The organism is Nocardioides pakistanensis, from assembly GCF_054781215.1.
This window is the reverse complement of sequence record NZ_BAAGUV010000044.1, coordinates 95,951-122,389: the sequence shown is the minus strand read 5'-3', so window position 1 is coordinate 122,389 and position 26,439 is coordinate 95,951. Positions and strand designations below refer to the sequence as shown.

Genomic DNA, 26,439 nt, shown 5'->3' with positions numbered 1-26,439 from the left:
ATGGCAGTCCCGAAGCGGAAGATGTCGCGCAGCAACACGCGTCACCGTCGCTCGCAGTGGAAGGCTGTTGCGCCCTCGCTGGTGACCTGCAGCAACCCGGCGTGCGGCTCCAAGCACCTGCCCCACCGCGCCTGCCCCGACTGCGGTCAGTACGGCGCACGCTCCGAGCGTCGCCAGGTCCTCTGACGGGACCCGTCGTGAGCGAGCCGTCGTACGACGACTTGCGTGCTGCACTCGGCAGCCCGGTGCTGGACGCCGAGCTGCTCGACCGCGCCCTGACGCACCGGTCGTACGCCTACGAGAACGGCGGCCTGCCGACCAACGAGCGGCTGGAGTTCCTCGGCGACTCGGTGCTCGGCGTGGTGGTCACCGACACCCTCTACCGGTCCCACCCGGACCTGTCTGAGGGGCGGCTGGCCAAGCTGCGGGCAGCGGTGGTCAACGCGCGGGCGCTCGCCGAGGTCGCGCGCACGATCGGTCTCGGCGAGCACATCAAGCTCGGGCGGGGCGAGGAGGCGACCGGTGGTCGCGACAAGTCCTCGATCCTCTCCGACACCGTCGAGGCGGTGATCGGTGCGGTCTACCTCAGCGGCGGGTTCGAGGCGGCGTCCACCGTGGTGCACCTGCTGTTCGACCCGTTGATGGAGGCCGCGGCCGGCCTCGGCGCCGGGCTGGACTGGAAGACCAGCCTGCAGGAGCTGTCGGCGGAGCACTCCCTCGGCGTCCCGGAGTACGTCATCGAGGACGAGGGCCCCGACCACGAGAAGACGTTCACCGCGCAGGTGCAGGTGGGCGACGGCCTCTACGGCCGTGGCACCGGGCGGTCCAAGAAGGAGGCCGAGCAGCAGGCCGCCGAGACCGCCTACCGCGCCATCGCCGCCGAGCGCGGCGGCACCGGCAGGCTCGTCGAGGACGCCACCCGCACGCTCGCCGACGGCGAGCCGGCCGTCGACTGAGGTGCCCGAGCTCCCTGAGGTCGAGGTCGTCCGCACCGGGCTCGAGGCCCACGTGGTCGGCCGCACCCTGACCGCCGTGGAGGTCCTCCACCCGCGACCCCTGCGGCGGCACCTCGCGGGTCCTGACGACTTCGTCGCGGCGACAACCGGCCGCACGGTCGTCGCCGCGCGCCGGCGTGGCAAGTACCTCTGGCTGCCGCTGGACAGCAGTGACGCGATCATGGCGCACCTCGGCATGAGCGGGCAGATGCTCGTGCAGCCGGCGTCCGCGCCCGCCGAGCGCCACCTGCGCGTCCGGTTCGGGCTCGGTCGGCTCGAGACCGACGGTGTCGGCGAGCCGCTGGAGCTCCGCTTCGTCGACCAGCGGATGTTCGGAGGGCTGTCGCTCTCGCGAGGCGGTGCCGAGCTGCCTGCCGAGATCGCCCACATCGCCCGGGACCCGATGGACCCCGAGTTCGACGACGACGCCTTCGTCGACCGCGTGCGCCGTCGTACCTCCGGGATCAAGCGGCTGCTGCTGGACCAGACGCTGATCTCGGGCGTCGGCAACATCTACGCCGACGAGGCGCTCTGGCTGGCCGGGCTGCACGGCGACCGGCCCGGCAACAAGCTGCGGCGCACCGACGTGGTCGCGCTGCTCGCGGGCGTGCGCACGGTGATGGCGTCGGCGCTCGCGCAGGGCGGGACCTCCTTCGACGCGCTCTACGTCAACGTCAACGGCGAGAGCGGCTACTTCGACCGGTCGCTGGAGGCCTACGGCCGCGCCGACCAGCCGTGCTCGCGCTGCGGCACCCCGATCGTCCGCGTGGCGTTCATGAACCGCTCGTCGTTCTTCTGCCCGCGCTGTCAGCCACGGCCGCGACGACGTTCGGCCTGAACCGCCGGGGGCACCTCGCCGGTGTGGTCGATCGGCGTCCAGGGCTGCGACGCGACCCACTCACTGCCGCAGCCGTCGCAGCGGAACAGCGCCTCTCCGCCGAGCTCCTCGCCGGCGGCCCGCCAGCTGCACAGACGGCGGCACGCGGCGATCCGGAGCGGTCTCACGGAGGGCACGATAACGGCTCCGGCGTAACGGGCAGACCCCGGGATTGACCCTGAGTCGGGGGAGTGAGACTCTTGAGGTACACCTTCCACCCCTCCCGGCCATCAGCCGGTCTCGTGGTGTGACCTGACTCTTCCTCGGAGGACACACATGGCCAAGGCGCTTCTCGGCTACATGAGCAGCACCGACCCCCGCGCACTCGCACAGCTCATGGCGGAGAACCGTCGCCTCAAGCGGCAGGTCGCCGACCTCGAGGCACTCGTGCTTCGGCTCTCGGCGGAGAACGACACGCTCGCTGCTGCTGCAGCCGACTCCCCGCTGCTCACGCTCGACGAGAGCATGCAGCCCGCCTGACCCCGCGCCAGGGGCGCGCCGACCGTCTCGGTCCGGCGTGGTTTTCGCCATCCTCCTAGGCTCGGTCCATGAGCCGACCCTCTCCCGTCGCGCGCGCCGTCGACAGCCTGCTCGACCGCTCCGTCGTCCTCGGCTACACCCGTCTGGGCTTCGCGGTACGCCGCGCCTGGTGGCCGGCTGACCCGCCGCCCGGAGCACTACGTGGCCGGGTGGTGGCCGTCACGGGTGCGAACTCCGGGCTCGGCAAGGCGACCGCTCTGGGCGCGGCCCGGCTCGGCGCCGAGGTGTGGATGCTGTGTCGCGACACCACCCGCGGCGAGAGCGCTCGGGCGGACATCCTCGATGCGGTGCCCGGTGCCGCCCTGCGGGTCCTGCGGTGCGACGTGAGCGACCTCGACGCGCTGCCGGCGGTCGCGGCCCGGCTGCGCGCCGAGGCGCCCCGGCTGCACGCGCTCGTGCACAACGCGGGGGTCCTCCCGCCGCACCGGAGCGAGTCGCCCCAGGGGCACGAGCTCACCTACGCCACCCACGTCCTCGGCCCGCACCTGCTCACCCACGAGCTCCTCGAGCTGCTCGCCGCGGACGGCGACGCGCGGGTCGTGTTCGTGACCTCCGGTGGGATGTACACCGCCGGACTCGACCTCGACGACCCCGAGCTGACCCACACCGCCTACTCCGGCACCCGCGCCTACGCGCACACCAAGCGGATGCAGGTCCACCTCGCCGAGGAGTGGGCCCGACGGCTCGCCCCGGACCGGGTCGCGGTGCACAGCACGCACCCCGGGTGGGCAGGCACGCCCGGGCTCGCCGGGTCGCTGCCGGGGTTCAACCGGCTGGTCGGACCGCTGCTGCGCAGCGCGGAGGCGGGCGCGGACACCACGGTGTGGCTGCTCGCCGCACCGGAGGGCGGCTCGACGACCGGCCGGCTGTGGCATGACCGGGCACCGCGGCCGACGTCGTACCTCTCCCGCACCCGGCCGACCCCGGACCAGGTGCGCCGCCTGTGGGACCTCGTCGTCGCGGCCACCGGGGTGCCCGCAGCGTCCTGACGCAGCGTGACCCGAGCGTGGCTGCGTCGTTGGTCCACGCATCCGCCGGCATCCGGGCCGGTGGCGGAGGACGAGGACACTGCGATGACCCTGAGGCGCCCCCTGTCCCTGCTCGCCGCCACGGCGGCCCTGCTGGCGACTTCGGCCGTGACGGCCCCCGCGTCCGCGCACGGTGACGCGGACCGGATCGAGCGTCTTCGCACGGGGCTCGCCGCGGACCGCAACATCCCGCTGATCGCGAGCCCCAACGTCGACCTGCTCGCGTCGGTCCCCGGCGCCACCGGCATCTCCGGGTGCTTCATGCGGACCGCACCGCTCTTCGTGATGTCCAACCTCGACTCGGTGCGGGTCTACGACGTCAGCGAGCCGGCAGCGCCCAGGCTGACCGGGGTGCTGCCGAGCCTGCAGTTCGAGAACGAGGCGATGAACTGCGGTGAGCGTCGCACCCCTGCCGGGACCGAGCGGTTCGCGCTGATCGGCGTCGACCTCTACCAGGCCTCGCCGGGGGACATCCAGCACGTCAACGACCCGCTCACCGGAGGCGCCGAGCTGGTCCTCGTCGACGTCACGGACCCGGCGGCGCCCCGGATCCGCTCCCGGGTCCGGGGTACGACGAGCACCCACACCGTCGCGTGCATCGCGGAGACCGACTGCCGCTACGCCTACTCGGCCGGCTCGGACGGGGCGTTCTCGATCTTCGACCTGCGCGACCTCGACCGTCCGCGCGAGCTCGACAGCGACCCCGGCAAGCCGGGGACCCAGCCGTTCGGCTCACCCACCGCCGGCCACAAGTGGAACTTCGACGCCGCCGGCTACGGCACCCACACCGGGTACGACGGCTCGTCGGTGTTCGACGTGACCCGGCCGCGGCGCCCGAAGCTGGTGACCACCACCGGGCTCGCCGGGCGTGGCGACGACCCTGCATTCCCCGGCTACAACGACTTCATCCACCACAACTCCTTCCGGCCCAACGCGAGGGCGTTCCGTCCGAACGCCAGGCCGTCCTTCGCCAACGGCAACGTCCTCCTGGTCACCGAGGAGGACTACATGCAGACCGACTGCGCGCAGGCGGGCTCCTTCCAGACCTGGCACGTCAAGCGGCTCGGCGGCAGGCCGGGGCAGATCGTGCCGCTGGACAAGGTCGAGCTCGCCGACCTCGGCAGCTTCCCCCTGCCGCACGGCGCGTTCTGCTCCGCGCACTGGTTCGACTACCACCCGTCGGGCATCGTCGCGGTCGGGTTCTACGGCGGCGGCACCCAGTTCGTCGACGTGCGCAACCCTCGGAAGATCAAGCCCTTCGGACATGCGACGTGGGGCGTCTCCGAGGTGTGGGACACCTACTGGGTCCCGCGCTACACCAAGGCCGGTCTCGCCCGGGGGAAGACGAACCTGGCCTACTCGGTGGACGCGGTGCGTGGTCTCGACGTCTACCGCGTCGACCTCCCGGGGCGCGCCGCCCCGGCGACGAGCCCGGCCCTGGGCTCGACGAACCCGTTCGCGGTGCTGTCGTGGCCCCAGGACGCGGTGCCGATCACGGTGCTGGGCCTCGGGGTGCTCACCCTCGGGCTGCTGCGGCGCCGGGCGGCGGTCACGACGAGGACGCGGCGACGTACCTAGCCTCCTGACGGTGCCCGGGAGCGGTGCCGGGAGCAGGTAGGCTGCTGCCTGCTGACTTCCCCACGGCATGATTGTCCCTTCCCGTTTGTTCGGCGCACCGTGAGGAGCCCAAGCACGTGTACCTGAAGAGCCTGACGCTCCGCGGGTTCAAGTCGTTCGCCTCGGCGACGACCCTGCAGCTCGAACCGGGGATCACCTGCATCGTGGGCCCCAACGGGTCCGGCAAGTCCAACGTGGTCGACGCCCTGGCCTGGGTGATGGGCGAGCAGGGCGCGAAGTCGCTGCGCGGCGGCAAGATGGAGGACGTCATCTTCGCCGGCACCTCCGGGCGCCCGCCCCTGGGCCGCGCCGAGGTCGCCCTCACCATCGACAACACCGACGGCGCCCTGCCGATCGAGTACGCCGAGGTGACGATCAGCCGCACGATGTTCCGCAACGGCGGGTCGGAGTACGCCATCAACGGCCAGTCCTGCCGGCTGCTCGACGTCCAGGAGCTGCTGTCGGACTCCGGCATCGGCCGCGAGATGCATGTGATCGTCGGCCAGGGCCAGCTCGACTCGATCCTGCACGCGACGCCGGAGGACCGGCGGGGGTTCATCGAGGAGGCCGCCGGGGTCCTCAAGCACCGCAAGCGCAAGGAGAAGGCGCTGCGCAAGCTGGACTCCACCGAGGGCAACCTGACCCGGCTCAACGACCTGCTCACCGAGATCCGGCGCCAGCTCAAGCCGCTGGGTCGCCAGGCCGAGGTGGCCCGCAAGGCCGCGGTCGTCCAGGCCGACGTGCGCGACGCACGGGCCCGGCTGCTCGCCGACGACCTCGTCACCGCACGCACCTCGCTGGAGCAGGAGCTCGCCGACGAGTCCGTGCTGCTGGAACGCAGGGCCGAGCTCGAGGCGGCGATCGAGCAGGCCCGGCAGCAGGAGGCCGAGCTCGAGGCCGCGCTGCGCGAGGACCTGCCCGCGCTGTCGCGGGCGCAGGAGACCTGGTTCGCGCTGTCCGGACTGCGCGAGCGGCTCAAGGGCACTGCGAGCCTGGCTGCGGAGCGCGCCCGCAACGCTCAGGAGAGCGGAGCGGAGCCGGCCGGCGGGTCCGGACGCGACCCCGAGCAGCTGACTGCCGAGGCCGAGCGGGTGCGAGCCCAGGAGGCCGAGATCGCCCGCGAGGTGGAGCAGAACCGTGCGGCGCTCGAGGAGGCCGTCGCGCTGCGGCAGGAGGTCGAGGCGCGCCACGTCGAGGAGGACCGCCGCGTCGCCGGCCTGCTGCGCGCCGCCGCCGACCGTCGCGAGGGGCTCGCCCGGCTGCACGGCCAGGTCAACGCGCTCAAGAGCCGGGCCGCGGCCGCCGAGGACGAGCTCGGCCGGCTCACCTCCGCAAGGGAGGAGGCGCTCGCCCGCGCGGAGCGGGCCCAGCGTGACTTCACCGCCCTCGAGACGCAGGTCGCGGGCCTCGACGCGGGGGAGGAGGGCCTCGACGCCGAGCACGAGGGCGCCGCGGCGACGCTGGCCGACATCGAGGACCGGCTCGCCAAGACCCGCGAGGAGTCGCAGGCCGCCGAGCGGGAGCGTGGAGCGCTCGCCGCCCGCAAGGAGGCCCTGGAGATCGGCCTCAACCGCAAGGACGGCGCCGGCGCCCTGCTGGCCGCCAGCGACTCCGTCTCCGGGCTGCTCGGGTCGGTGGCCGCGCTGCTGTCGGTGCGCCCCGGTTACGAGGCCGCGATCGCCGCTGCCCTTGGCAGCGCCGCCGACGCGGTCGCCGTGGAGGACGTCGACGCCGCGCTCGGCGCGATCGTGCACCTCAAGGCCGACGACCTCGGCCGCGCCGGGCTGCTGCTCGGCGGTGCCGCCGTCGACGACGCCTCCTGGCCCGGGCTCCCCGCGGGCGCGGTCTACGCCACCGACGTCGTCGAGGCGCCCGACGCCCTGCGTCCGGCGCTGAGCCGGCTGCTGTTCAAGGTCGCCGTGGTCGACGACCTCGAGACCGCCCGCGCGCTCGTGGCCGACCTGGCCGACGTCACCGCGGTCACCCGCGAGGGCGACATGCTCGGCGCCCACTTCGCGGCCGGCGGCTCCTCGTCGCAGCCGAGCCTGATCGAGGTGCAGGCCGCGGTCGACGAGGCGGCCGAGCGGCTGGCGGAGGCGGCGCACCGCTGCGAGCGGCTCGCCTTCGACCTCGCCCGGCTCGAGGAGGAGCGCACCCAGGCCAAGCACCGGGTCGACGTCGCGCTCGCCCGGCTGCACGAGTCCGACGCCAAGCTGGCCGCGGTCGCCGAGGAGCTCGGCCAGTACGGCTCCCAGGTCCGGTCCGCCAAGGGCGAGGCCGAGCGGCTGTCCAAGGCGATCGCAGCGGCCGAGGCCGCCCGCGACAAGGACCTCGCCGGGCTCGCCGAGCTCGAGGAACGGCTCGAGGCCGCGGAGGACTCGCCGGAGGAGGAGCCGGACACCGCCGAGCGCGAGCGGCTGGCCGAGGAGGCACGTGCCGCCCGCCAGGCCGAGATGGACGCCCGGCTGGCCCTGCGCACCGCCGAGGAGCGCGCCCGTGCCCTGTCCGGTCGCGCCGACTCGCTGCTGCGCGCGGCCCAGTCCGAACGGGAGGCGCGCGCGAAGGCGGCTGCTCGTCGTGAGCGGCTGGCCCGGGAGGGGAAGGTCGCCGAGGCCGTCGGCCGCGCGGTGACCGTCGTGCTCCAGCGGCTGGAGGTGTCGATCGAGCTCGCCGCGCAGGAGCGTACGGCGGTCGAGCAGGCGCGTCGTGGCCGCGAGGAGCAGCTGATGGCCGTGCGCACCGCGTCGCGCGACCTGCTCAAGCAGCACGACGAGCTGGTGAACGCCGTACACCGCGACGAGATGGCGCGCGCCCAGCAGCGGATGCGCATCGAGCAGCTCGAGGAGCGTGCCGTGGAGGAGCTCGGCCTCGACGCCGAGGTGCTCGTCGCGGAGTACGGCCCGCACAACCCCGTGCCGGTGTCGGTCGCCCCCGACGCGCAGACCGCCGAGGGCGACGGTGAGGCCATTGACGGCGAGGCGCCGGAGCCGGTGCCCTACGTGCGCGAGGAGCAGCAGAAGCGGCTGCGCGCCGCCGAGCGGGCCCTGTCGATGCTGGGCAAGGTCAACCCGCTCGCGCTGGAGGAGTTCTCGGCGCTGGAGGAGCGGCACAAGTTCCTCACCGAGCAGCTCGAGGACCTCAAGCGCACCCGCCGCGACCTGCTCGACATCGTGCGCGAGGTCGACGACCGGGTCCAGCAGGTGTTCACCGAGGCCTGGGAGGACGTCCGCGACGCGTTCGACCACGTGTTCAAGCGGCTGTTCCCCGGCGGTGAGGGCAAGCTGGTGCTCACCGACCCCTCGGACATGCTGACCACCGGCATCGAGGTCGAGGCGCGCCCTGCGGGCAAGAAGGTCAAGCGGCTCTCGCTGCTCTCGGGAGGCGAGCGCTCGCTGGTGGCGGTGGCGTTCCTGGTGTCGCTGTTCAAGGCCCGCCCGTCGCCGTTCTACATCCTCGACGAGGTCGAGGCGGCGCTCGACGACACCAACCTCGGCCGGCTGCTGGAGATCTACGAGGAGCTGCGCGAGAACAGCCAGCTGCTGGTGATCACCCACCAGAAGCGCACGATGGAGGTCGGCGACGCCCTCTACGGCGTCACCATGCGTGGCGACGGCGTCTCGACGGTGATCTCCCAGCGCCTGCGCGAGTCGGCGGCGTCGTAGCCGTGGCCGAGCGACCGGACCCGCCGAGCCGGGCGGACTTCGCCGTGTGGCGCCAGGCCACCACCCGCTGGGCCGACGACGACGCCTACGGGCACATGAACAACGCCCGCTACTACGAGCTGTTCGACACCGCCGTCAACGCGCACCTGTTCGAGGCGACCGGGACGAACATCCGGCAGCTGTCCGCGATCGGCGTGGTGGCCGAGACCTCGTGCCGGTACTTCCGCGAGATCGGTTTCCCCGCGCCGATCGACATCGGGCTGGTCGTCGAGCGGCTCGGCACCTCGTCGGTGATCTACCGGATCGGGCTCTTCCAGGGCGACTCCGACCGCGCGGCCGCGGAGGGCCGGTTCGTCCATGTGTACGTCGACAACGCCGGCGGACCGGGAGAGCGGCCGGTGTGCCCGGTCCCCGACGAGATCCGCGCCGTCGTCGAGCCGCTGCTGCAGCCGCGCGACGGCGGCCGGTGACCGTCGGGGAGAAGAAACTCACACGTCGTCGCGGGCCCGTCCGAGGGAAGATGGGACTGCACGCGTTTGGGCGCTCTCCTTCGCGGATACCTCGCTCCTGACGCCTCAGTGACAACCTCTCGGAAAGCGGTGCCCCATGGTCTCCATCGTCCTCACGATGCTCGTCATCATGGTCCTGGCCGGGGTGGTCGTGCTGTACGTCGCCTACCCGCACCGCGGCGAGGACGTGCCCCAGGCGCCCTGGCTCGGCGACGCCCTCCGGTCGGGCGTCGACCTGCTGCCCACGCTGGACAACCAGCGCGAGCGGGAGCGGGAGCCCTCCGACCTCTGAACGCGCCTCTGGACCGTTGAACCGGTCTGGTTGGATGGTGCCCGTGGGTGAGTATCTGTATCTCGTCATCGGCATCGCCGTCGTCTTCCTGGCTCTCGTCGTCGGTCTCGTCACGACCCGCACGCGAGGCCGGGGCAGGGCAGGCACGCTCGAGAAGGAGCGTCCCTCGACGGAGGTCGCGGCCCCGCCGGAGCCCGCGGTCGGCGAGGAGCCCGAGACCCCCCGGGACACCCCCACCCGGACCATCGAGGACACCACCCTCCCCGAAGCGCCCCCCGCTCCGGCGATCGAGAAGCCGGAGTCGGCAGCGAGCCGGCTGGTCCGGCTCCGCGAGCGCCTCGCCCGCTCGCAGGGCCCGCTCGGCCGCGGCCTGCTGGCGCTGCTGTCCCGCGACGTCGTCGACGAGGACACGTGGGAGGAGATCGAGGACACCCTGATCACCGCCGACGTCGGCGTCGGTCCGACCCAGGAGCTGGTGGCCCGACTGCGCACCCGGATGAAGGTGGAGGGGAAGACCTCCGCCGGTGTGGAGGACATCCTCCGCGAGGAGCTGGTCACCCTGGTCGACCCGTCCATGGACCGCTCCTTGAACGTCAGCCGCCAGGAGGGACGCCCCGGCGTGGTCCTGGTCGTCGGCGTCAACGGCACGGGCAAGACGACCACCGTCGGCAAGCTCGCCCGGGTGCTCGTCGCCGAGGACAAGCAGGTCGTGCTCGGGGCGGCGGACACCTTCCGTGCGGCGGCGGCCGAACAGCTGGCGACCTGGGGGGAGCGCGTCGGGGTGCCCGCCGTACGCGGGCCCGAGGGGAGCGACCCCGCCAGCGTGGCCTTCGAGGCGGTGAAGACCGGGGTCGAGCAGGAGGCCGACACGGTCATCGTCGACACCGCGGGCCGGCTGCAGAACAAGGCCGGCCTGATGGACGAGCTCGGCAAGGTGCGCAGGGTGATCGAGAAGCAGGCGCCGGTCACCGAGGTGCTGCTCGTGCTCGACGCGACCACCGGGCAGAACGGCATGGTGCAGGCCCGCGTGTTCAGCGAGGTCGTCAACGTCACCGGGATCGTGCTCACCAAGCTCGACGGCTCGGCCAAGGGTGGGATCGTGGTCGCGGTCCAGCGTGAGCTCGGCGTGCCGGTCAAGCTCGTCGGGATCGGCGAGGGCGCCGACGACCTGGCGCCGTTCGAGCCGGAGGCGTTCGCCGACGCGCTGCTGGGGCGCACCGGCTCCTAGCCGGAGGCGCCGGGGGTCAGTCCTTCTGGTCGTTCTCCACAAGAGCGCCGCGCAAGGTCATCTTCACCAGGTGGGGGACGTCGGCCGCGGTCGGCAGCGGGCGGTTGGTGATCGCGCGGGCGGCGATCACGCCACCGAGCCACTGCACGCAGCAGTCGAGGTCGATGTCGGGGCGAAGCTCGCCGCGGTCGATCGCGCGCTGGAACATCTGTCGCGCCTGGTCCTCGGTGCGCTCGGTCGCGGTGCGGTACAGCGCCGCGATCCGCTCGTCACGGACGGACTCGGCGATCGACATCTTCAGGTAGGCCGAGCCCTCCGGCGAGCCCACGAAGCTGACCACTGCGCGGTAGCTCTCGGTCAGGTCGGTGACGATCGAGCCCGTGTCGGGGTGCGGCATCTCCACCGAGTACAGCCGCTCCATCGCCGCGACCGCGAGGTCGTCCTTGCTGGGCCAGCGGCGGTACACCGTCGCCTTGCCGACGCCGGCCTCGGCGGCGACGTCGTCGACGGTCATCCGCTCGAAGCCGCGCTTGCGGAGCAGCGCCGCCGCTGCCTCGATGATTCGCTCGTCCGTCTGCGGGTCGCGGGGACGTCCGCGGCCTCGGCGTACGGGCTGTTCGGGGGTCGCAGGGGCTTCGGTGGCCATGGGAAAGACGATACCCGGGTATCCGGAACTCTGTCGCCCGCTCGGGTAAAGGAATGCGTCACCTCCGCGTAACACAACGCGCACAGACGTCACCTGGACGCAACAGCACGCGCCGGCGGACGAAACCTCCCCGCACGAAGGTGTGGTCATCGAGGTGGGGCGGCGCGACATCGTGGTCGTGGCGGTCCACCCTCCCCGAGCAACTCTGGAGGTTTCATGGACACCGGCCACGCAGCCTGGGTTCTCACTGCCGCGTCCCTCGTCCTGCTGATGACGCCCGGGCTGGCGTTCTTCTACGGGGGCATGACGCGATCCAAGTCCGTCCTGAACATGATGATGATGTCCTTCGGCGCGATGGGCATCGTCACGGTCGTCTACATCCTGTGGGGCTGGTCGATGTCGTACGGCACCGACGCCTTCGGTGCAGACAAGGCCGGTCTGTTCGGCAACCCGTTCGAGCTCTTCGGCCTCGCCGACCTCGACGCGGGCGCCTACCTCAGCGTCGCCTTCCAGCTGACCTTCGCGATCATCACCGCGGCCCTGGTCAGCGGCGCGATCGCCGACCGCGTGAAGTTCTCCACCTGGATGGTGTTCGTGCCGATCTGGGTCACGCTGTCGTACTTCCCGCTCGCCCACATGGTCTGGGGCGGCGGCTTCCTCAGCGGCGCCGAGGGCGCGCTGGCGACCTGGTTCTACGACGGCGTCGCCCCGGTCGACTACGCCGGCGGCACCGTCGTGCACGTCAACGCCGGCGTCGCGGCACTCGTGCTGGTGCTGGTGATCGGCGCACGCCGGGGGTTCGGCAAGGAGGTCATGCGGCCGCACAACCTGCCGTTCACGATGCTCGGCGCGGGGCTGCTGTGGTTCGGCTGGTACGGCTTCAACGTCGGCTCGTTCGTCCCGGCCGCCACCCCCTCGGTGGCGGGTGAGGCCGGTGCGGCGTTCGACAACTCGGTGCAGTTCGCCACGAACTTCGTCGGCGAGACCGGGCTGGTGTGGGTGAACACGACCGCCGCGGCCGCCGCCGCGATGCTCGGCTGGCTGCTGGTGGAGAAGATCCGCGACGGCAAGGGCACCAGCCTGGGTGCCGCGTCGGGTGTGGTGGCGGGTCTGGTCGCGATCACCCCGGCCTGCGGCTCGCTGAGCCCGGTGGGGTCGCTGGGCCTGGGCGCGGTCGCCGGCGCGGTCGCCGCACTCGCGGTCGGCCTGAAGTACCGGTTCGGGTACGACGACTCGCTCGACGTCGTGGGCGTGCACCTCGTGGCGGGTCTCGTGGGCACGGTGGCGATCGGGCTGCTGTCCACCACCACGGGGCTGTTCTACGGCGGGGGAGTGTCCCAGCTCGTCGTGCAGACCGTGATCGCCCTGTTCGCCGTCCTCTGGTCCGGGGTCATCACCCTCGTCATCGCCCTCGCCCTGAAGCACACGATGGGCTGGCGGGTCGCCGACGAGGACGAGGTCGAGGGCATCGACCTCGTGGAGCACGGGGAGACCGCCTACGAGTTCGTGTCGCGGTCCGGCGGCCGGTCGCCGGTGGCGGCAGCTGCGGCAGCCGCTCCGGTCGAGCCCGCGAAGAGTGAAGGAGTCAACGCATGAAGCTCGTGACCGCGGTGATCAAGCCGCACAAGTGGGAAGAGGTCCGCGAGGCCCTCGAGACCTTCGGGGTCACCGGCATGACCGTCAGCGAGGTCAGCGGCTACGGCCGCCAGAAGGGCCACACCGAGGTCTACCGCGGTGCGGAGTACGACGTCGCGCTGGTGCCGAAGATCCGGATCGAGATCGTCACCGAGGACCAGGACGCCGACGACATCGTCGGGATCATCGTCAAGAGCGCCCAGACCGGCCGGATCGGGGACGGCAAGGTGTGGGTGGTCCCGGTGGAGAGCGCGGTCCGGGTCCGCACCGGGGACCGTGACGAGGCGGCTCTGTAGCCCGTGACCGCCGAGGAACGACGGCTCCGCGCGGACGCTGCCGACGCCCTGTGCTCGGCAGCGTTCGCGCGTGCCCTCGGGGGTCGCTCTGACACCGGGGTGGCGCTCGTGGCGGTCGGCGGCTACGGGCGCCGGGAGCTCGCGCCGCACTCCGACCTCGACGTGGTCCTCGTGCACACCGAGGACGCCGACATCGGCCCGGTGGCCGCCGAGGTGTGGTACCCGCTCTGGGACTCCGGCGTCCACCTCGACCACGCGGTGCGGGCGCTGCACGAGGTCACCGCGGCGGCCAAGCAGGACGTACGGGTCGCGCTGGGACTCCTCGACGCACGCCACCTCGCCGGGGACCCCTCGGTCACCCTCCGGCTGCGCTCCGCCCTGCTCGCCCAGTGGCGCCGGGAGGCCCGCGGCCGGCTGCCCGAGCTGCGCGAGCTGGTCGAGCAGCGAGTACGACGGGCAGGGGAGCTGGCGCACGCCACCGTGCCCGACCTGAAGGAGGCAGGAGGCGGGCTGCGCGACGCGACGATCCTCAACGCCCTGGTCGCCACCTGGCTCGTCGACGTCCCGCACACCGAGCTCGAGCGCAGCAGGCAGGCGCTGCTGGACGTCCGCGACGCCGTGCACACGCTGGCGGGGCGGGCCTCGGACCGGATCGCGCCGGAGGCCTGGGACGACCTCGCCGTCGCCCTCGGCCACGACGGGCCGGACAGCGCCCAACGGGTGGTCCGTGAGATCGGGCGGCGGATCACCCACCTCTCCCGGCTGACCTGGCGGCGGGTCGACGGCGTGCTCGCGGCACCCCGGTCCGGTGACCGCCGTACCCCCGGGCCGGTGCTCGTGCCGCTCGCCCCCGGGATCGCGCGGGCCGACGACGAGGTCGTCGTCCACCGGGCCACCGGACCCGACCTGACGACCCTGCTCCGCGCAGCGGCGGAGGCCGCCGAGCGCGACCTGATCCTCTCCCCGCACACCGTGGCGCGGCTCCTGCGGGATGCCGCAGACCTGCCGGACCCGTGGCCGGCCGACGCGCGCGGACTGCTCGTCCGGCTGCTCGCCGCCGGGCCGGGTCTGCTCCCGGTCTGGGAGACGCTCGACGAGACCGGCGCCCTCGGCCGGCTGCTCCCGGAGTGGGAGCGGGTGCGGCTGCTCCCGCACGCCTCGGTCGTGCACCGGTTCACCGTCGACCGGCACCTGGTGGAGACGTGCATCGAGGCGGCCGGGCTGATCCGGCGCGTGGCCCGGCCCGACCTGCTGGTCGTGGCGGCGCTGCTGCACGACATCGGCAAGGGCTCCACGAGGGAGCACTGCGCGGCGGGGGAGCCGCTCGCCGCCGCCGCGGCCGGACGGCTCGGCTTCGACGGGCACGACGCCGCCACGATCGCCACGCTGGTCCGCTGGCACCTGCTGCTGCCCGAGGTGGCCACCACGCGTGACCTCGAGGACCCCGCCACCCTCGAACACGTGACCAAGCGGATCGAGGACCTCGAGACCTTCGAGCTGCTCGCCGTGCTCACCGAGGCGGACGCCCGTGCCACCGCACCGAAGGCATGGACGCCGTGGCGTGCTGCGCTGGTCGCGGAGCTGGTGACCAAGGTGCGCTCGGCCCTGGCAGGCGGGCAGTCGGTGCCCGAGCCGGCCGGTCACGTCGCGGTCCCGGCGCAGGTGCTCCGCAACGCTTCCGAGGTCGTCGTGCGCGTGGATCCCGACGAGCACGGGTTCCTGGTCCGCCTGGTCACCGGTGACCGCGTCGGCCTGCTCGCAGCCGTGTCCGGTGCCCTGGGCCTGCTCCGGGTGCCGATCCGGGCCGCGCGGGCCTGGACCCAGGACGAGCACGCCGTGTCGGAGTGGCAGGTCGACGACGCGGTGGACCCGGCGGTGCTGCGCGAGCAGGTCGTCGCCATCCTGGCCGGCCGCGTCGACCCGGGGATCCGGCTGGGGCGGACCGCGCGGACCGAGCTGGAGCCCGCGGTCGCGGTGCACCCCGAGGCGTCGCGCCGCTCGACGGTGCTGGAGGTGCGCACGGCCGACCGGCCCGGTGTCGTGCACCTGGTCTGCCGGGCCCTGGCCGAGGCGGGCATCGCCGTCCGCTCCGCGCACGTGAGCACCCTCGGGCCGCAGGCGGTCGACGTGTTCTACGTCCACGAGGAGGCCGCCGGCGCCCTCGGTGACGAGCGGGCGGCCGAGGCGGCGCACGCCGTACGACGGGCGCTCACCGCCCCGGCTACCCTTGACGTCTGACCCTCCGGCACGACGACCTGGAGGGCGCGCACGCCTGCGACGTCGACACGAGGACTGACCACCATTGTTTGCGACTCTCTCCGACCGCCTTGCCGAGACCTTCAAGAACCTCCGGGGCAAGGGTCGGCTCTCCGAGGCCGACATCGACGCGACCGCCCGGGAGATCCGGATCGCGCTGCTCGAGGCCGACGTCGCGCTGCCGGTGGTCAAGGAGTTCGTCGCCGCGGTCAAGGAGCGGGCCCGCGGTGAGGAGGTCAGCCAGGCGCTGAACCCGGCCCAGCAGGTCGTCAAGATCGTCAACGACGAGCTGGTCACCATCCTCGGCGGCGAGACCCGGCGGCTGCGCTTCGCCAAGACCCCGCCGACGGTGATCATGCTCGCCGGCCTGCAGGGTGCCGGCAAGACGACGCTGGCCGCGAAGCTGGCACTGTGGCTCAAGGAGCAGGGCAACAGCCCGCTGCTCGTCGCCGCCGACCTGCAGCGACCCAACGCGGTCACCCAGCTCCAGGTCAACGGTGAGCGGGCGGGCGTGAAGGTCTACGCACCCGAGCCGGGCAACGGCGTCGGCGACCCGGTCGCCGTTGCGCGCGGCGGCGTCGAGGAGGCCAGGCGGACCCTGCACGACGTGGTCATCGTCGACACCGCCGGACGCCTCGGCCTCGACGAGGAGATGATGCAGCAGGCCCGGGACATCCGCGACGCGGTGGATCCCGACGAGGTGCTGTTCGTTGTGGACGCGATGATCGGCCAGGACGCGGTCAACACCGCCCAGGCGTTCCTCGACGGTGTCGGCTACGACGGCGTGGTGCTGACCAAGCTCGACGGAGACGCGCGTGGCGGCGCGGCGCTGTCGATCCGGTCGATCACCGGCAAGCCGGTGATGTTCGCGTCGGCCGGCGAGAAGCTCACCGACTTCGACCTGTTCCACCCCGACCGGATGGCCTCGCGGATCCTCGACATGGGTGACGTGATGACCCTGATCGAGCAGGCGGAGAAGACCTTCGACGCCGAGCAGGCCGCGAAGGCGGCGGCGAAGCTGAGCGGCCAGGGCGGGGAGTTCACGCTCACCGACTTCCTCGAGCAGATGCAGCAGATCCGCAAGATGGGCTCGCTGACCAAGATCATGGGGATGCTGCCCGGGATGGGCCAGTTCCGGGACCAGCTCGAGAACTTCGACGAGCGCGAGATCGACCGCGTGCAGGCGATCATCCAGTCGATGACCCCCGCCGAGCGGGAGAACCCGAAGATCATCGACGGCTCCCGCCGGGCCCGGATCTCGCGCGGCTCGGGCACCCAGGTCTCCGACGTCAACCAGCTCGTCGACCGGTTCTTCGAGGCGCGCAAGATGATGATGTCGATGGCCAAGGGCGGCGGCATCCCCGGGATGCCGGGCATGCCCGGGATGCCGGGCATGGGAGGCAAGCGGGGCAAGGCCAAGCAGGCGCCGAAGAAGGGCAAGGCCAAGCGCGGCTCCGGCAACCCCGCGAAGCGCGCCCAGCAGGAGAAGGCCGCGTCGCAGAAGGCACCGGCCGCGGGCGCCAACCCGTTCGGCCTGCCCAACGGCGCGCCGGAGCTGAACCCCGACGACTTCCAGCTGCCCTCGGACTTCGAGAAGTACCTCCCCAAGCAGTGACCCCTCCCGTGCTGTAACGCGGGGTTACGGACGCTCCACACGCGGCACACCGCCGGGGATGCGTCCACAGCGCTGGGGGAGAGCCGGTAGCGTCGGGCGCCATGAGCGCACTGATGTTCCGCGGACCGGTCCTGCCCGACGGCGAGCCCCGTGACCTGTACGTCGTCGACGGCCGGGTCACCTACGAGAAGCAGGCCTCGGCCGAGCTCGTCGCCGAGGGTTGGATCGTGCCGGGCCTCGTCGACGCGCACTGCCACGTCGGGCTCGACGCGCACGGCGCCGTGCCCGAGGACGTGCAGGAGGAGCAGATCCTGGCCGACCGCAGCGCCGGCACGCTGCTGATCCGCGACTGCGGCTCCGCGGCGGACACCTCGTGGATCCACGACCGCGACGACCTGCCGCGGCTGATCCGCGCCGGTCGGCACCTGGCACGCACCAAGCGCTACATCCGCAACTTCGCGCACGAGATCGAGCCCGAGCAGCTGCCCGACTACGTCGCGCAGGAGGCCCAGCGCGGTGACGGCTGGGTCAAGCTGGTCGGGGACTGGATCGAGCGCGAGGCCGGCGACCTGACCCCGTCGTGGCCGCGGGATGCTGTGGAGCAGGCGATCAAGGTCGCCCACGACCACGGGGCACGAGTCACCGCCCACGTCTTCGGCGAGCACGCGCTTCCCGACCTGATCGAGTCCGGCATCGACTGCATCGAGCACGGCACCGGCCTCGACACCGGCCTGATCGACCAGATGGTCGCGAACGGCGTCGCGCTGGTCCCGACGGTCAAGCAGCTGGACAACTTCCCCAACTACGCCTCGGCGGGGGAGGAGAAGTTCCCGACGTACGCCGAGCACATGCGCTCCCTGTACGCCCGTCGGCGGGAGACGATCGGCGCCGCCCACGAGGCCGGTGTGGCGATCTACGCCGGCACCGACGCCGGCGGTGTGCTGCCGCACGGTCTGATCGGCGACGAGGTGATCGAGCTCGCGACCTACGGGCTGTCCAACGCCGAGGCCCTCGGTGCCGCGTCGTGGCGGGCCCGTGAGTGGCTCGGTCTCGACGGCACGCTGGCAGAGGGTACGGCGGCCGACTTCGTGGTCTTCGCGCGCAGTCCCCTGGAGGACCTCGGGGTGCTCAAGGAGCCGGCACGGATCGTGCTCCGGGGCAGGGTGGTCGGCTAGCCGCAGTGGCGGCCTCCGCCTGCACCCGGACCGGGGTCGGGCTCAGGGCAGCAGGCCGCCGCCCGACGTCCCGGGCAGCTCCGTGGGAAGAACGCTGGGGAGAGCGCTCGGCAGCGCGTCGAGACCCGGCACGAGCCCGGTGACCTCCTCGAGCAGACCGCCGGACGACTCGTCGTCCGGCGTCTCGCCGCCGCTGGGCGTCGGCTCCTCCGACGGCGCCGGCTGCTGCTCGTCCTGCTGTCCCGAACCCTGGGGCGTGCTCGAGGACCCACCCGACGAGCCGCTCGTGCTGGGGGACGGGGTCGACGAGGAGGTCCCGTCGCCACCGGAGGTCGCCTCGCCCGTGGGTGCGGCCGCCGAGCCGGCGCTGGTGCCCGAGGTGGCGGTCGAGCTGCTGTCGGTGGGGACGTCGGCGCGGTGCCGGGGCTGGTAGTCGGTGGAGGGACCTGGCGCCGGACGCGCCGCGTCGCTGTTCGCGGAGAGCAGGGCGAGCCGGGTCGGGGAAGGCTGGGGCTGTGACACCGCCGTCCCGGTCGGTCCGGTCGCCGTCTGCGCACCGTGCTCGGGAGTGGCCTCCGCGTCACCGTCGCCGCCGATTCCCGCGAAGGCGACCCCGCCCGCGATCACCGCCGTCACGGCGAGTCCCGCCGAGCCCCGGCGTACCTGGGGTGACGGCAGCGCGGTGAAGGCGCGCAGCGCGGCCGGAGGGCGGCGGGGAGCTGCATGACGGGGTGCTGCATGACGGGGGGAGTAGGACACCGAGATCTCCTGGGCGGCGCGGACTGAACCGGGTGCCATCCTGCCCGGCTCTGCGCAGTTCAACCGTGATGGGGCTCACACGGTCACGCTCGGTCGCCGCGCTGTCCCCGCCCCGGGCGACAGCCGGCCGGCACCGGACAGCCCCCGAGATTTCCACCGCCGGGGTCGGTGTAGCGCCGGGGGCTGCGGGTAACCGGGCGGAACAGGCCGACGCACACTCTCTCAGGGAGGCCGACATGAGCCCCGACAAGCCCACCGAGTCCATCAAGAAGGCAGCCGGCAAGGCCGCCCAGAAGCTCTCCGAGATGCTCGAGCCGAAGGTCCCGGGGGTCCCGGGCAGCGAACCGCCTTCGCTCCGGGAGCCCACCGACCCGCGCGACCCCCTGCCGCCCAAGCCCGACCAGACCGGGCCGGCGACGGTCACCCCGACCGGCGCCGAGACCGGCGCCCCCAGGACCGCGAAGGCGCAGCAGGGTGCCTACCAGACGACCGCCCAGGGGGTGCGCGTCCACGACACCGACCACTCGCTGAAGGCCGGCGAACGCGGTCCGACGCTGCTGCAGGACCACCACCTGCGCGAGAAGGTCATGCACTTCGACCACGAGCGGATCCCCGAGCGGGTGGTCCACGCCCGCGGCGCCGGGGCGCACGGCGTCTTCGTCGGCTACGGCAACGCAGCGAACGTCACCAAGGCGGCCTTCCTCGGCAAGGACGTGGAGACGCCGGTCTTCGTGCGGTTCTCCACGGTCCTCGGTTCTCGTGGTTCGGCGGACACGGTGCGCGACACCCGCGGTTTCGCGACGAAGTTCTACACCAGCGAGGGCAACTTCGACCTCGTCGGCAACAACATGCCGGTGTTCTTCATCCAGGACGGGATCAAGTTCCCCGACATCATCCACGCCGGGAAGCCGCACCCGGACCGGGAGATCCCGCAGGCGCAGAGCGCGCACGACACCTTCTGGGACTTCGTCTCGCTGCACACCGAGGCGCAGCACCACACGATCTGGAACATGTCCGACCGTGGCATCCCGCGCTCCTACCGGATGATGGAGGGCTTCGGCGTCCACACCTTCCGGCTGGTGAACGCCGAGGGGGAGACCTCGCTGGTCAAGTTCCACTGGAAGCCCAAGCTCGGCGTGCACTCCCTGACCTGGGAGGAGGCGCAGATGATCGGCGGGATCGACCCGGACTTCCACCGCCGTGACCTCTTCGACGCGATCGAGGCCGGCGCGTACCCCGAGTGGGAGCTCGGCATCCAGGTCTTCCCCGACACCCCTGAGCAGATGTTCGAGGGGATCGACCTGCTCGACCCGACCAAGATCGTCCCCGAGGAGCTCGCACCGGTGCAGCCGATCGGGAAGATGACCCTCAACGCCAACACCACGAACTTCTTCGCCGAGACCGAACAGGTCGCGTTCCACGTCGGCCACCTCGTCCCGGGCATCGACGTCACCGACGACCCGCTGCTGCACGCGCGGCTGTTCTCCTACCTGGACACGCAGCTGACGCGGCTCGGTGGTCCCAACTTCGCCCAGATCCCGATCAACCGGCCGCACGTCCCGGTCAACGACATGCACCGCGACGGCTTCCACCAGCACGCCGTGCACGGCGGAGCGGCGCCCTACAAGCCGAACAGCCTCGACGGCGGCAACCCGTTCGCCGCCGACGAGGCGACCGGTGCCTACGTCGAGGTGCCCCGGACGGTCGAGGCCGGTCCGAAGGTACGGCGGGCACCGGCTTCATTCGGTGACCACTTCAGCCAGGTCCGGCTGTTCTGGAAGAGCCTCACGCCGGTCGAGCAGGACCACGTGATCCGGGCCTACACCTTCGAGCTCGGCAAGTGCTACGAGCAGGCGGTCAAGGAGCGGCAGCTGCAGTGCCTGGCGAACGTGGACGCGCAGCTGTGCAGCGCGGTCGCCGAGGGTCTCGGCCTGCCGGCCCCCGAGCCGACGCTCTCTCCGGCCGAGCCCGAGCCGAGCCCCGCACTGTCCCAGCTCGGCCACACCTGGCCGACAGACGGACGGATGGTCGCCGTGGCCGTCGACGACACCAGCGACCTCGACCAGGTCTCCGCGGTCCGTGACGCGCTCGTGGGGGCGGGGCTGCTGCCGCTGGTGCTCGCGCCGAAGGGCGGCACTCTGGCCGACGGCACGCCGGTGCAGCGCACGTTGGTCACCGCCCGGTCCGTGGAGTTCGACGCGGTCGTGCTCACCGGTGCGATGGCCCCCCAGCCGGACGCGGTCCCGTCCCGGGACGCCAAGGCAGGCGCGGAGAGCGGCGGCATCGACCCTCGTGTCCGGCTGCTCCTCGACGAGTCCTTCCGGCACGCCAAGGCGATCGCCGCCACCGGACCCGGGGTGGCCGCCCTGGAGGCCGCGGGGCTCTCCGCCGCCGACGCCGGCGTGGTCACCGTCGACACGGCAGCCGACCTCGCGTCGTCGGTGGTCGAGCTGCTCGGCAGCCACCGGGCATGGGAGCGGTTCCCGGCTGCAGCAGCGGGCTGACCGCCGTACGCAGGAACCCTCGATCCTCCGCCTGGGTCACCACGTCCGCACCGGCGTGGTGACCCAGGTCTCATCTGCGTAACAATGCGACGCCAAGTCGTCCTTGCCCTACCCGCGGACCTGCCTCACAGCACTAGTCTCCGCGGGAGAGGCCCGGTGGATGATTCGTCGCGTGGCCGACCTGTTGTTATGAGATGCGCGGTGCGAACCACCGCCTTGGAGGAATCGTGAAGATGAGAAGGATCACGGCTGCTACCGCAGTGGTCGCGTTCGGTCTGGTCGCCGCGGCCTGTGCGCCGCCGGCCGAGGAGGAGGAGCAGGCGCCTCAGGGCGACACCTCGGTCAACATCGGATGGAACCAGCCGTTCTACTCCTACAACGACGACACGTCGACGGGTAACGCCACGGCGAACGCCAACATCCTTTACCTGATGAACGGCGAGTTCAACTACTACAACGCCGACCTCGAGCTCACCCCGGACGAGTCCTTCGGCACCTACGAGGTCGTCTCCGAGGACCCGCTCCAGGTCAAGTACACCGTCAACGAGGGCATGCAGTGGTCCGACGGCACGCCCGTCGACGCGGCCGACCTGATGCTCCAGTGGGCCGCCCTGAGCGGTGCGCTCAACAACGTCGACGCGGACAAGGTCGAGCGCGACCCCGACACGGGTGCTCCGGCCGACAGCGGCGCCGGCCAGGTGTTCTTCGACGGCCAGACCGCCGGCATGGCGCTGGTCACCCAGACCCCCGAGGTCGGTGACGACGGCCGCTCGATCACGCTGTCCTACGACAAGCCGTTCGCGGACTGGGAGGACGCCTTCGACATGGGCGTCGCGGCCCACGCGACCGTGATGCAGGCACTCGACGTGACCGACCCGCAGGAGGCCAAGGACGAGCTCCTGCGCGCGATCAACGAGAAGGACAACGACGCCCTCGCCAAGATCGCGAACTTCTGGAACACCGGCTACGACTACACCTCCTACCCCGAGGACGAGCTGCTTCGTCTCTCGAGCGGCGCCTACCTGATGACGGCGTTCGAGGAGAACCAGTTCATGACGCTGGAGGCCAACCCCGACTACGAGGGTGACCGCAAGGCTGCGATCGACAAGATCACGATCCGCTGGAACGAGGACCCGCTCGCTTCCGTGCAGGCTCTCCAGAACGGCGAGCTCGACCTGATCTCGCCCCAGTCCAGCCCCGACGTGCTGCAGGCCCTCGAGGGCATCGACGGCGTCGAGGTCGAGACCGGCACCGAGGCCACCTACGAGCACGTCGACCTGACCTACAACAACGGTGGTCCGTTCGACCCGAAGACCTACGGCGGCGACGCCGAGAAGGCCAAGGCCGTGCGGCTGGCGTTCCTCAAGACGATCCCGCGCCAGGAGATCCTGGACAAGCTGATCATCCCGCTGCAGCCCGACGCCGAGCTGCGCAACTCGCAGACCATCGTGCCCGGCGCCCCCGGCTACGACGAGATGATCGAGCAGAACGGCTCGGCCGAGTTCAACGAGGTCGACATCGAGGGTGCCAAGAAGCTGCTCGCCGACGCGGGCGTGCAGACCCCGATCAACGTCCGGTTCCTCTACGCGGCCGGCAACGTCCGTCGTGAGGAGTCCTTCGAGCTGATCCGTCAGTCCGCCAAGCAGGCCGGCTTCAACGTGGTCGACAAGGGCAACGCCGACTGGGGCTCGCTGCTGGGCAGCGGCACGTACGACGCCACCGAGTTCGGCTGGCAGTCCACCTCCACCGCGGTCACCGAGTCCGACGCGAACTACCGCACCAACGGTCTGAACAACTTCGGTGGTTTCAGCAGCAAGAAGGTCGACGCTCTCTACGACGAGCTGCAGACCACCACCGACCCGGACCGTCAGCTCGAGATCCAGATCGAGGTCGAGAAGGAGCTGTGGGCCGACGGCTTCGGCGTCACGATCTACCAGTTCCCGAGCGTGACCGCCTACAACGACAACATCTCGAACGTCGACCCGATCGAGCTGTCGCCGACCATCTTCCACGGCTTCTGGGAGTGGGAAGCAGGCCAGGGCTGAGCCACCTCTAGGCTTTGACCCATCACGTTTGACCACGTGGGGGTGCTGGCGCCGGACCGGCGTCGGCACCCCTGCGGGGTGCAAGGGGGCTCTGTGCCGACCACAACGTCGGCGTCAGGGCCCATGTGTCTGATCACGCAGAAACCGTGAGGCACCTTTCGAGATGTTCACCTTCATCCTGAGGCGATTCGCCACGTCCACCCTGGTGGTACTGGCGTCGACCTTCCTCATGTACGTCCTGGTCGACCTCGCGATCGACCCGCTCGACGACCTGAGGACCAGCACCGCCCCGAACAAGCAGGCCCTGATCGACGGCCGCATCGCGCAGCTCAACCTCGACGAACCGGTGGTCACCAGGTACGTCGACTGGGTGGCCGGCGCGAGCAAGTGCGTCATCGGCCAGTGCGACCTCGGCGTCGCGTGGCGCTCCGGACAGATGGTCACCGACCAGCTCGGCGGCGCGATCATGACCACGATCCAGCTGGTCACCGCCGCCACGCTGATGGCGATCCTGCTCGGCGTCGCGGTCGGCATCGTCAGCGCGCTGCGCCAGTACACCGGGTTCGACTACGGCGTGACGTTCATGTCCTTCCTGCTCTACTCGCTCCCGGTGTTCTGGGTCGCGGTGCTGCTCAAGCAGTATGGCGCGATCGAGTTCAACACCTTCCTCAACGACCCGGACCTGAGCTGGTCCACGATGATCGTGCTGTCCTTGGTGTCCGGTGCGATCTGGGCCGGCGTGGCCGGCGGGGCGATGGCGCGGAAGCTAAAGGTGCTCGCGGTGGCGTTCGCCGTCACGCTCGCGGTGCTCGTCTACATCGACGTCACCCGTTGGCTGAGCGACCCGGGCCTGGGCATCGTGGTGATCGCGGTGAGCGGTGTGGGCATCGCCCTGCTGGCGACCCAGCTCTCCACCGGCCTGCGGAACAAGCGGGCCCGCAACGCAGCGCTGACCACGGTGGCGATCGGGGTCGCGCTGTACTACCCCCTTCAGTACTTCTACTACTACGTCGGCGCCAGCTGGCCGATCATGTTCGCGCTGCTGGCGGTGACGGTCCTGGTCGCGGTGCTGGTCGGCTGGGCCTGGGGCGGTCCTGACTGGAAGCAGTCGGCACGCACGGCCGCCTTCGCCGCCGTGCCCGTGGCGGCCCTGCTGTTCGCCGACCGGGTGATGTCGGTGTGGCAGGTCTACTCCGAGTCGAACCTGATCAAGGGACGGCCGATCGCGACCATCGGGCCGAAGACGCCCGGCCTGACCGGCAGCTTCTGGGTCGAGACGCTCGACTCGTTCACGCACCTGCTCCTGCCGAGCCTGGCGCTGGTGCTGATCTCGTTCGCGAGCTACACCCGGTACGCACGGGCGAGCATGCTCGAGGTGATGAACCAGGACTACATCCGCACCGCCCGGGCGAAGGGGCTGACCGAGCGCACCGTGATCATGCGCCACGCGTTCCGCAACTCGCTGATCCCGCTCGCCTCGATCGTCCCGGTCGACATCATCACGCTGATCGGCGGCGCCGTGATCACCGAGACCATCTTCAACTGGTTCGGCATGGGCAGGCTTTTCGTGGTCTCCCTCGAGCAGAGCGAGATCGACCCGATCATGGCCTACATCCTGATCGTCGGCATCCTCGCCGTGGTCGCCAACTTCGTGGCCGACCTCCTGTACGCCGTTCTCGACCCACGGATCCGGGTGAACGCATGAGCATCGACACGCCACCGCCCGGCGTCCCGGGCGAGCACCTCGAGAACGCCATCGAGCTCAAGGAGGTCGAGGGGCTCTCCCAGGGACAGATCGTCCGGAGACGCTTCCTGCGACACAAGGGCGCGATCGTCGGCCTGATCAGCATCGCGCTCGTCGCACTGCTGGCCTTCACCTCGATCGGCATCGGCCCGATCCCCGGCTGGTGGAAGTGGGGCCCGAACCAGCTGCTGGAGGTGGCCAACCCCGGTGGCCGCCCGACGATGTCGCTGCCCAGCTGGCTGGGCGGCTCCGGCTTCGCGATCGGCGACTTCCCGTTCGGCCAGGACACGATCGGTCGCGACATCTTCGCGCGGACGATGAAGGGCGTGCAGACGTCGCTGATCGTGATGTTCATCATCGGAATCATCGCCACGCTCGTCGGGATCACCGTGGGCGCGCTTGCGGGTTTCTACCGTGGAGCCGTCGACCAGGCCCTGATGCGGATGACAGACCTGATCATCACCTTCCCGGTGATCGTGATCGGTGCCGTGCTCGGCCGGCTCGCCGGTTCCGGTGGTGCGTTCTGGCTGGCCCTCGCGCTCGGCCTGATCACCTGGACCGGCATGGCCCGCCTGGTCCGGGGCGACTTCCTGACCCTGCGCGAACGCGAGTTCGTCGATGCGGCCCGCGTGGCCGGGGCGAGTAACTTCCGGATCATCCGCAAGCACATGCTGCCCAACGCGATGGGCGTGATCATCGTCAACACCACGCTGCTGATGTCGGCGGCGGTGCTGCTGGAGACCGCGCTGAGCTACCTCGGCTTCGGGGTGAGGAGTCCCGACGTGTCCCTGGGCACGATGATCTCGCAGTACCAGTCGGCCTTCGGCACCCGGCCGTGGCTGTTCTGGTGGCCGGGCCTGTTCATCATCATCATCGCGTTGTCGGTGAACTTCATCGGCGACGGCCTGCGCGACGCGTTCGACCCGCGTCAGCGCCGGATCCCGTCCGCCCGCCGCATGCAGCGGGCGCTGGCGGCCGACGAGATCGAGCGGGCCGAGCGGAAGGGGACCTCGTGA

The 26,439-nt window shown here is 71.4% G+C and carries 22 protein-coding genes; 19 read left to right on the top strand and 3 right to left on the bottom strand.

What is annotated here, in order from left to right; translation table 11 throughout:
- From rpmF to mutM, 3 genes are read left to right on the top strand one after another with little or no spacing between them, the layout of a single operon-like run.
- Nucleotides 1-186 carry a 50S ribosomal protein L32 gene (rpmF, locus tag ACYVIH_RS16545; RefSeq protein ID WP_460870587.1) on the top strand — a complete coding sequence of 62 codons (186 nt, stop codon included), beginning with the start codon at nt 1-3 and terminating at the stop codon, nt 184-186.
- An 11-nt stretch (nt 187-197) separates the two neighbouring features.
- Entirely contained in the window at nt 198-956 is a 759-nt protein-coding gene (rnc, locus tag ACYVIH_RS16540) for a ribonuclease III (protein ID WP_460870586.1), read from the top strand.
- Between the two features lies 1 nt (nt 957).
- On the top strand, nt 958-1,833 hold the full coding sequence (mutM, locus tag ACYVIH_RS16535) for a bifunctional DNA-formamidopyrimidine glycosylase/DNA-(apurinic or apyrimidinic site) lyase (protein ID WP_460870585.1): 876 nt from the start codon (nt 958-960) through the stop codon (nt 1,831-1,833).
- On the opposite strand, the gene ACYVIH_RS16530 is transcribed toward mutM, so the two are convergent.
- Nucleotides 1,803-2,000: a hypothetical protein gene (locus tag ACYVIH_RS16530; RefSeq protein WP_460870584.1), complete on the bottom strand. Its 198-nt coding sequence runs from the start codon at nt 1,998-2,000 to the stop codon at nt 1,803-1,805. The genes mutM and ACYVIH_RS16530 overlap by 31 nt on opposite strands.
- A gap of 148 nt (nt 2,001-2,148) precedes the next feature.
- Here ACYVIH_RS16530 and ACYVIH_RS16525 point away from each other — a divergent pair, with 148 nt between their 5' ends.
- The 7 genes from ACYVIH_RS16525 (at nt 2,149) to ftsY (ending at nt 10,748) form a co-directional block, all read left to right on the top strand.
- On the top strand, nt 2,149-2,352 hold the full coding sequence (locus ACYVIH_RS16525) for a hypothetical protein (protein WP_460870583.1): 204 nt from the start codon (nt 2,149-2,151) through the stop codon (nt 2,350-2,352).
- 68 nt (nt 2,353-2,420) lie between these two features.
- Nucleotides 2,421-3,401, top strand: coding sequence for an SDR family NAD(P)-dependent oxidoreductase (locus ACYVIH_RS16520; protein WP_460870582.1), 981 nt, complete (start codon nt 2,421-2,423; stop codon nt 3,399-3,401).
- Nucleotides 3,402-3,485: 84 nt separating this feature from the next.
- The gene (locus ACYVIH_RS16515) at nt 3,486-5,018 is read left to right on the top strand and encodes an LVIVD repeat-containing protein (protein ID WP_460870581.1); all 1,533 of its coding nucleotides are present in this window, start codon (nt 3,486-3,488) and stop codon (nt 5,016-5,018) included.
- A gap of 116 nt (nt 5,019-5,134) precedes the next feature.
- Nucleotides 5,135-8,719 (top strand): chromosome segregation protein SMC, encoded by a 3,585-nt coding sequence (gene smc / locus ACYVIH_RS16510; protein WP_460870580.1) that lies wholly within the window; start codon nt 5,135-5,137, stop codon nt 8,717-8,719.
- Between the two features lie 2 nt (nt 8,720-8,721).
- On the top strand, nt 8,722-9,189 hold the full coding sequence (locus ACYVIH_RS16505) for an acyl-CoA thioesterase (protein ID WP_460870579.1): 468 nt from the start codon (nt 8,722-8,724) through the stop codon (nt 9,187-9,189).
- Nucleotides 9,190-9,325: 136 nt separating this feature from the next.
- Nucleotides 9,326-9,520, top strand: coding sequence for a hypothetical protein (locus tag ACYVIH_RS16500; protein WP_460870578.1), 195 nt, complete (start codon nt 9,326-9,328; stop codon nt 9,518-9,520).
- Nucleotides 9,521-9,563: 43 nt separating this feature from the next.
- Nucleotides 9,564-10,748, top strand: a complete 1,185-nt coding sequence (gene ftsY, locus ACYVIH_RS16495) for a signal recognition particle-docking protein FtsY (protein WP_460870577.1) — start codon at nt 9,564-9,566, stop codon at nt 10,746-10,748.
- A gap of 16 nt (nt 10,749-10,764) precedes the next feature.
- On the opposite strand, the gene ACYVIH_RS16490 is transcribed toward ftsY, so the two are convergent.
- Nucleotides 10,765-11,394 (bottom strand): TetR/AcrR family transcriptional regulator, encoded by a 630-nt coding sequence (locus ACYVIH_RS16490; RefSeq protein WP_460870576.1) that lies wholly within the window; start codon nt 11,392-11,394, stop codon nt 10,765-10,767.
- A gap of 216 nt (nt 11,395-11,610) precedes the next feature.
- On the opposite strand from ACYVIH_RS16490, the gene ACYVIH_RS16485 reads away from it, so the two are divergent.
- From ACYVIH_RS16485 to ACYVIH_RS16465, 5 genes are all read left to right on the top strand, one after another.
- The gene (locus ACYVIH_RS16485; protein ID WP_460870575.1) at nt 11,611-12,990 is read left to right on the top strand and encodes an ammonium transporter; all 1,380 of its coding nucleotides are present in this window, start codon (nt 11,611-11,613) and stop codon (nt 12,988-12,990) included.
- Nucleotides 12,987-13,325, top strand: a complete 339-nt coding sequence (locus ACYVIH_RS16480) for a P-II family nitrogen regulator (protein ID WP_460870574.1) — start codon at nt 12,987-12,989, stop codon at nt 13,323-13,325. Before ACYVIH_RS16485 ends, ACYVIH_RS16480 begins: the two co-directional genes overlap by 4 nt.
- A gap of 3 nt (nt 13,326-13,328) precedes the next feature.
- Complete coding sequence (locus tag ACYVIH_RS16475) at nt 13,329-15,563, top strand: [protein-PII] uridylyltransferase (RefSeq protein WP_460870572.1); 2,235 nt, start codon at nt 13,329-13,331, stop codon at nt 15,561-15,563.
- A 64-nt stretch (nt 15,564-15,627) separates the two neighbouring features.
- Nucleotides 15,628-17,196: a signal recognition particle protein gene (gene ffh, locus ACYVIH_RS16470; RefSeq protein ID WP_460870571.1), complete on the top strand. Its 1,569-nt coding sequence runs from the start codon at nt 15,628-15,630 to the stop codon at nt 17,194-17,196.
- Nucleotides 17,197-17,297: 101 nt separating this feature from the next.
- Nucleotides 17,298-18,371: an amidohydrolase family protein gene (locus ACYVIH_RS16465; protein WP_460870570.1), complete on the top strand. Its 1,074-nt coding sequence runs from the start codon at nt 17,298-17,300 to the stop codon at nt 18,369-18,371.
- A 42-nt stretch (nt 18,372-18,413) separates the two neighbouring features.
- On the opposite strand, the gene ACYVIH_RS16460 is transcribed toward ACYVIH_RS16465, so the two are convergent.
- Entirely contained in the window at nt 18,414-19,169 is a 756-nt protein-coding gene (locus ACYVIH_RS16460) for a hypothetical protein (RefSeq protein ID WP_460870569.1), read from the bottom strand.
- A gap of 197 nt (nt 19,170-19,366) precedes the next feature.
- Here ACYVIH_RS16460 and ACYVIH_RS16455 point away from each other — a divergent pair, with 197 nt between their 5' ends.
- The 4 genes from ACYVIH_RS16455 (at nt 19,367) to ACYVIH_RS16440 (ending at nt 26,439) form a co-directional block, all read left to right on the top strand.
- Nucleotides 19,367-21,634 (top strand): catalase, encoded by a 2,268-nt coding sequence (locus ACYVIH_RS16455; protein WP_460870568.1) that lies wholly within the window; start codon nt 19,367-19,369, stop codon nt 21,632-21,634.
- A gap of 233 nt (nt 21,635-21,867) precedes the next feature.
- Nucleotides 21,868-23,679, top strand: coding sequence for an ABC transporter family substrate-binding protein (locus ACYVIH_RS16450; RefSeq protein WP_460870567.1), 1,812 nt, complete (start codon nt 21,868-21,870; stop codon nt 23,677-23,679).
- Between the two features lie 163 nt (nt 23,680-23,842).
- Nucleotides 23,843-25,384, top strand: a complete 1,542-nt coding sequence (locus tag ACYVIH_RS16445) for an ABC transporter permease (RefSeq protein WP_460870566.1) — start codon at nt 23,843-23,845, stop codon at nt 25,382-25,384.
- Nucleotides 25,381-26,439 carry an ABC transporter permease gene (locus tag ACYVIH_RS16440; protein ID WP_460870565.1) on the top strand — a complete coding sequence of 353 codons (1,059 nt, stop codon included), beginning with the start codon at nt 25,381-25,383 and terminating at the stop codon, nt 26,437-26,439. The genes ACYVIH_RS16445 and ACYVIH_RS16440 overlap by 4 nt, the downstream gene beginning before the upstream one ends.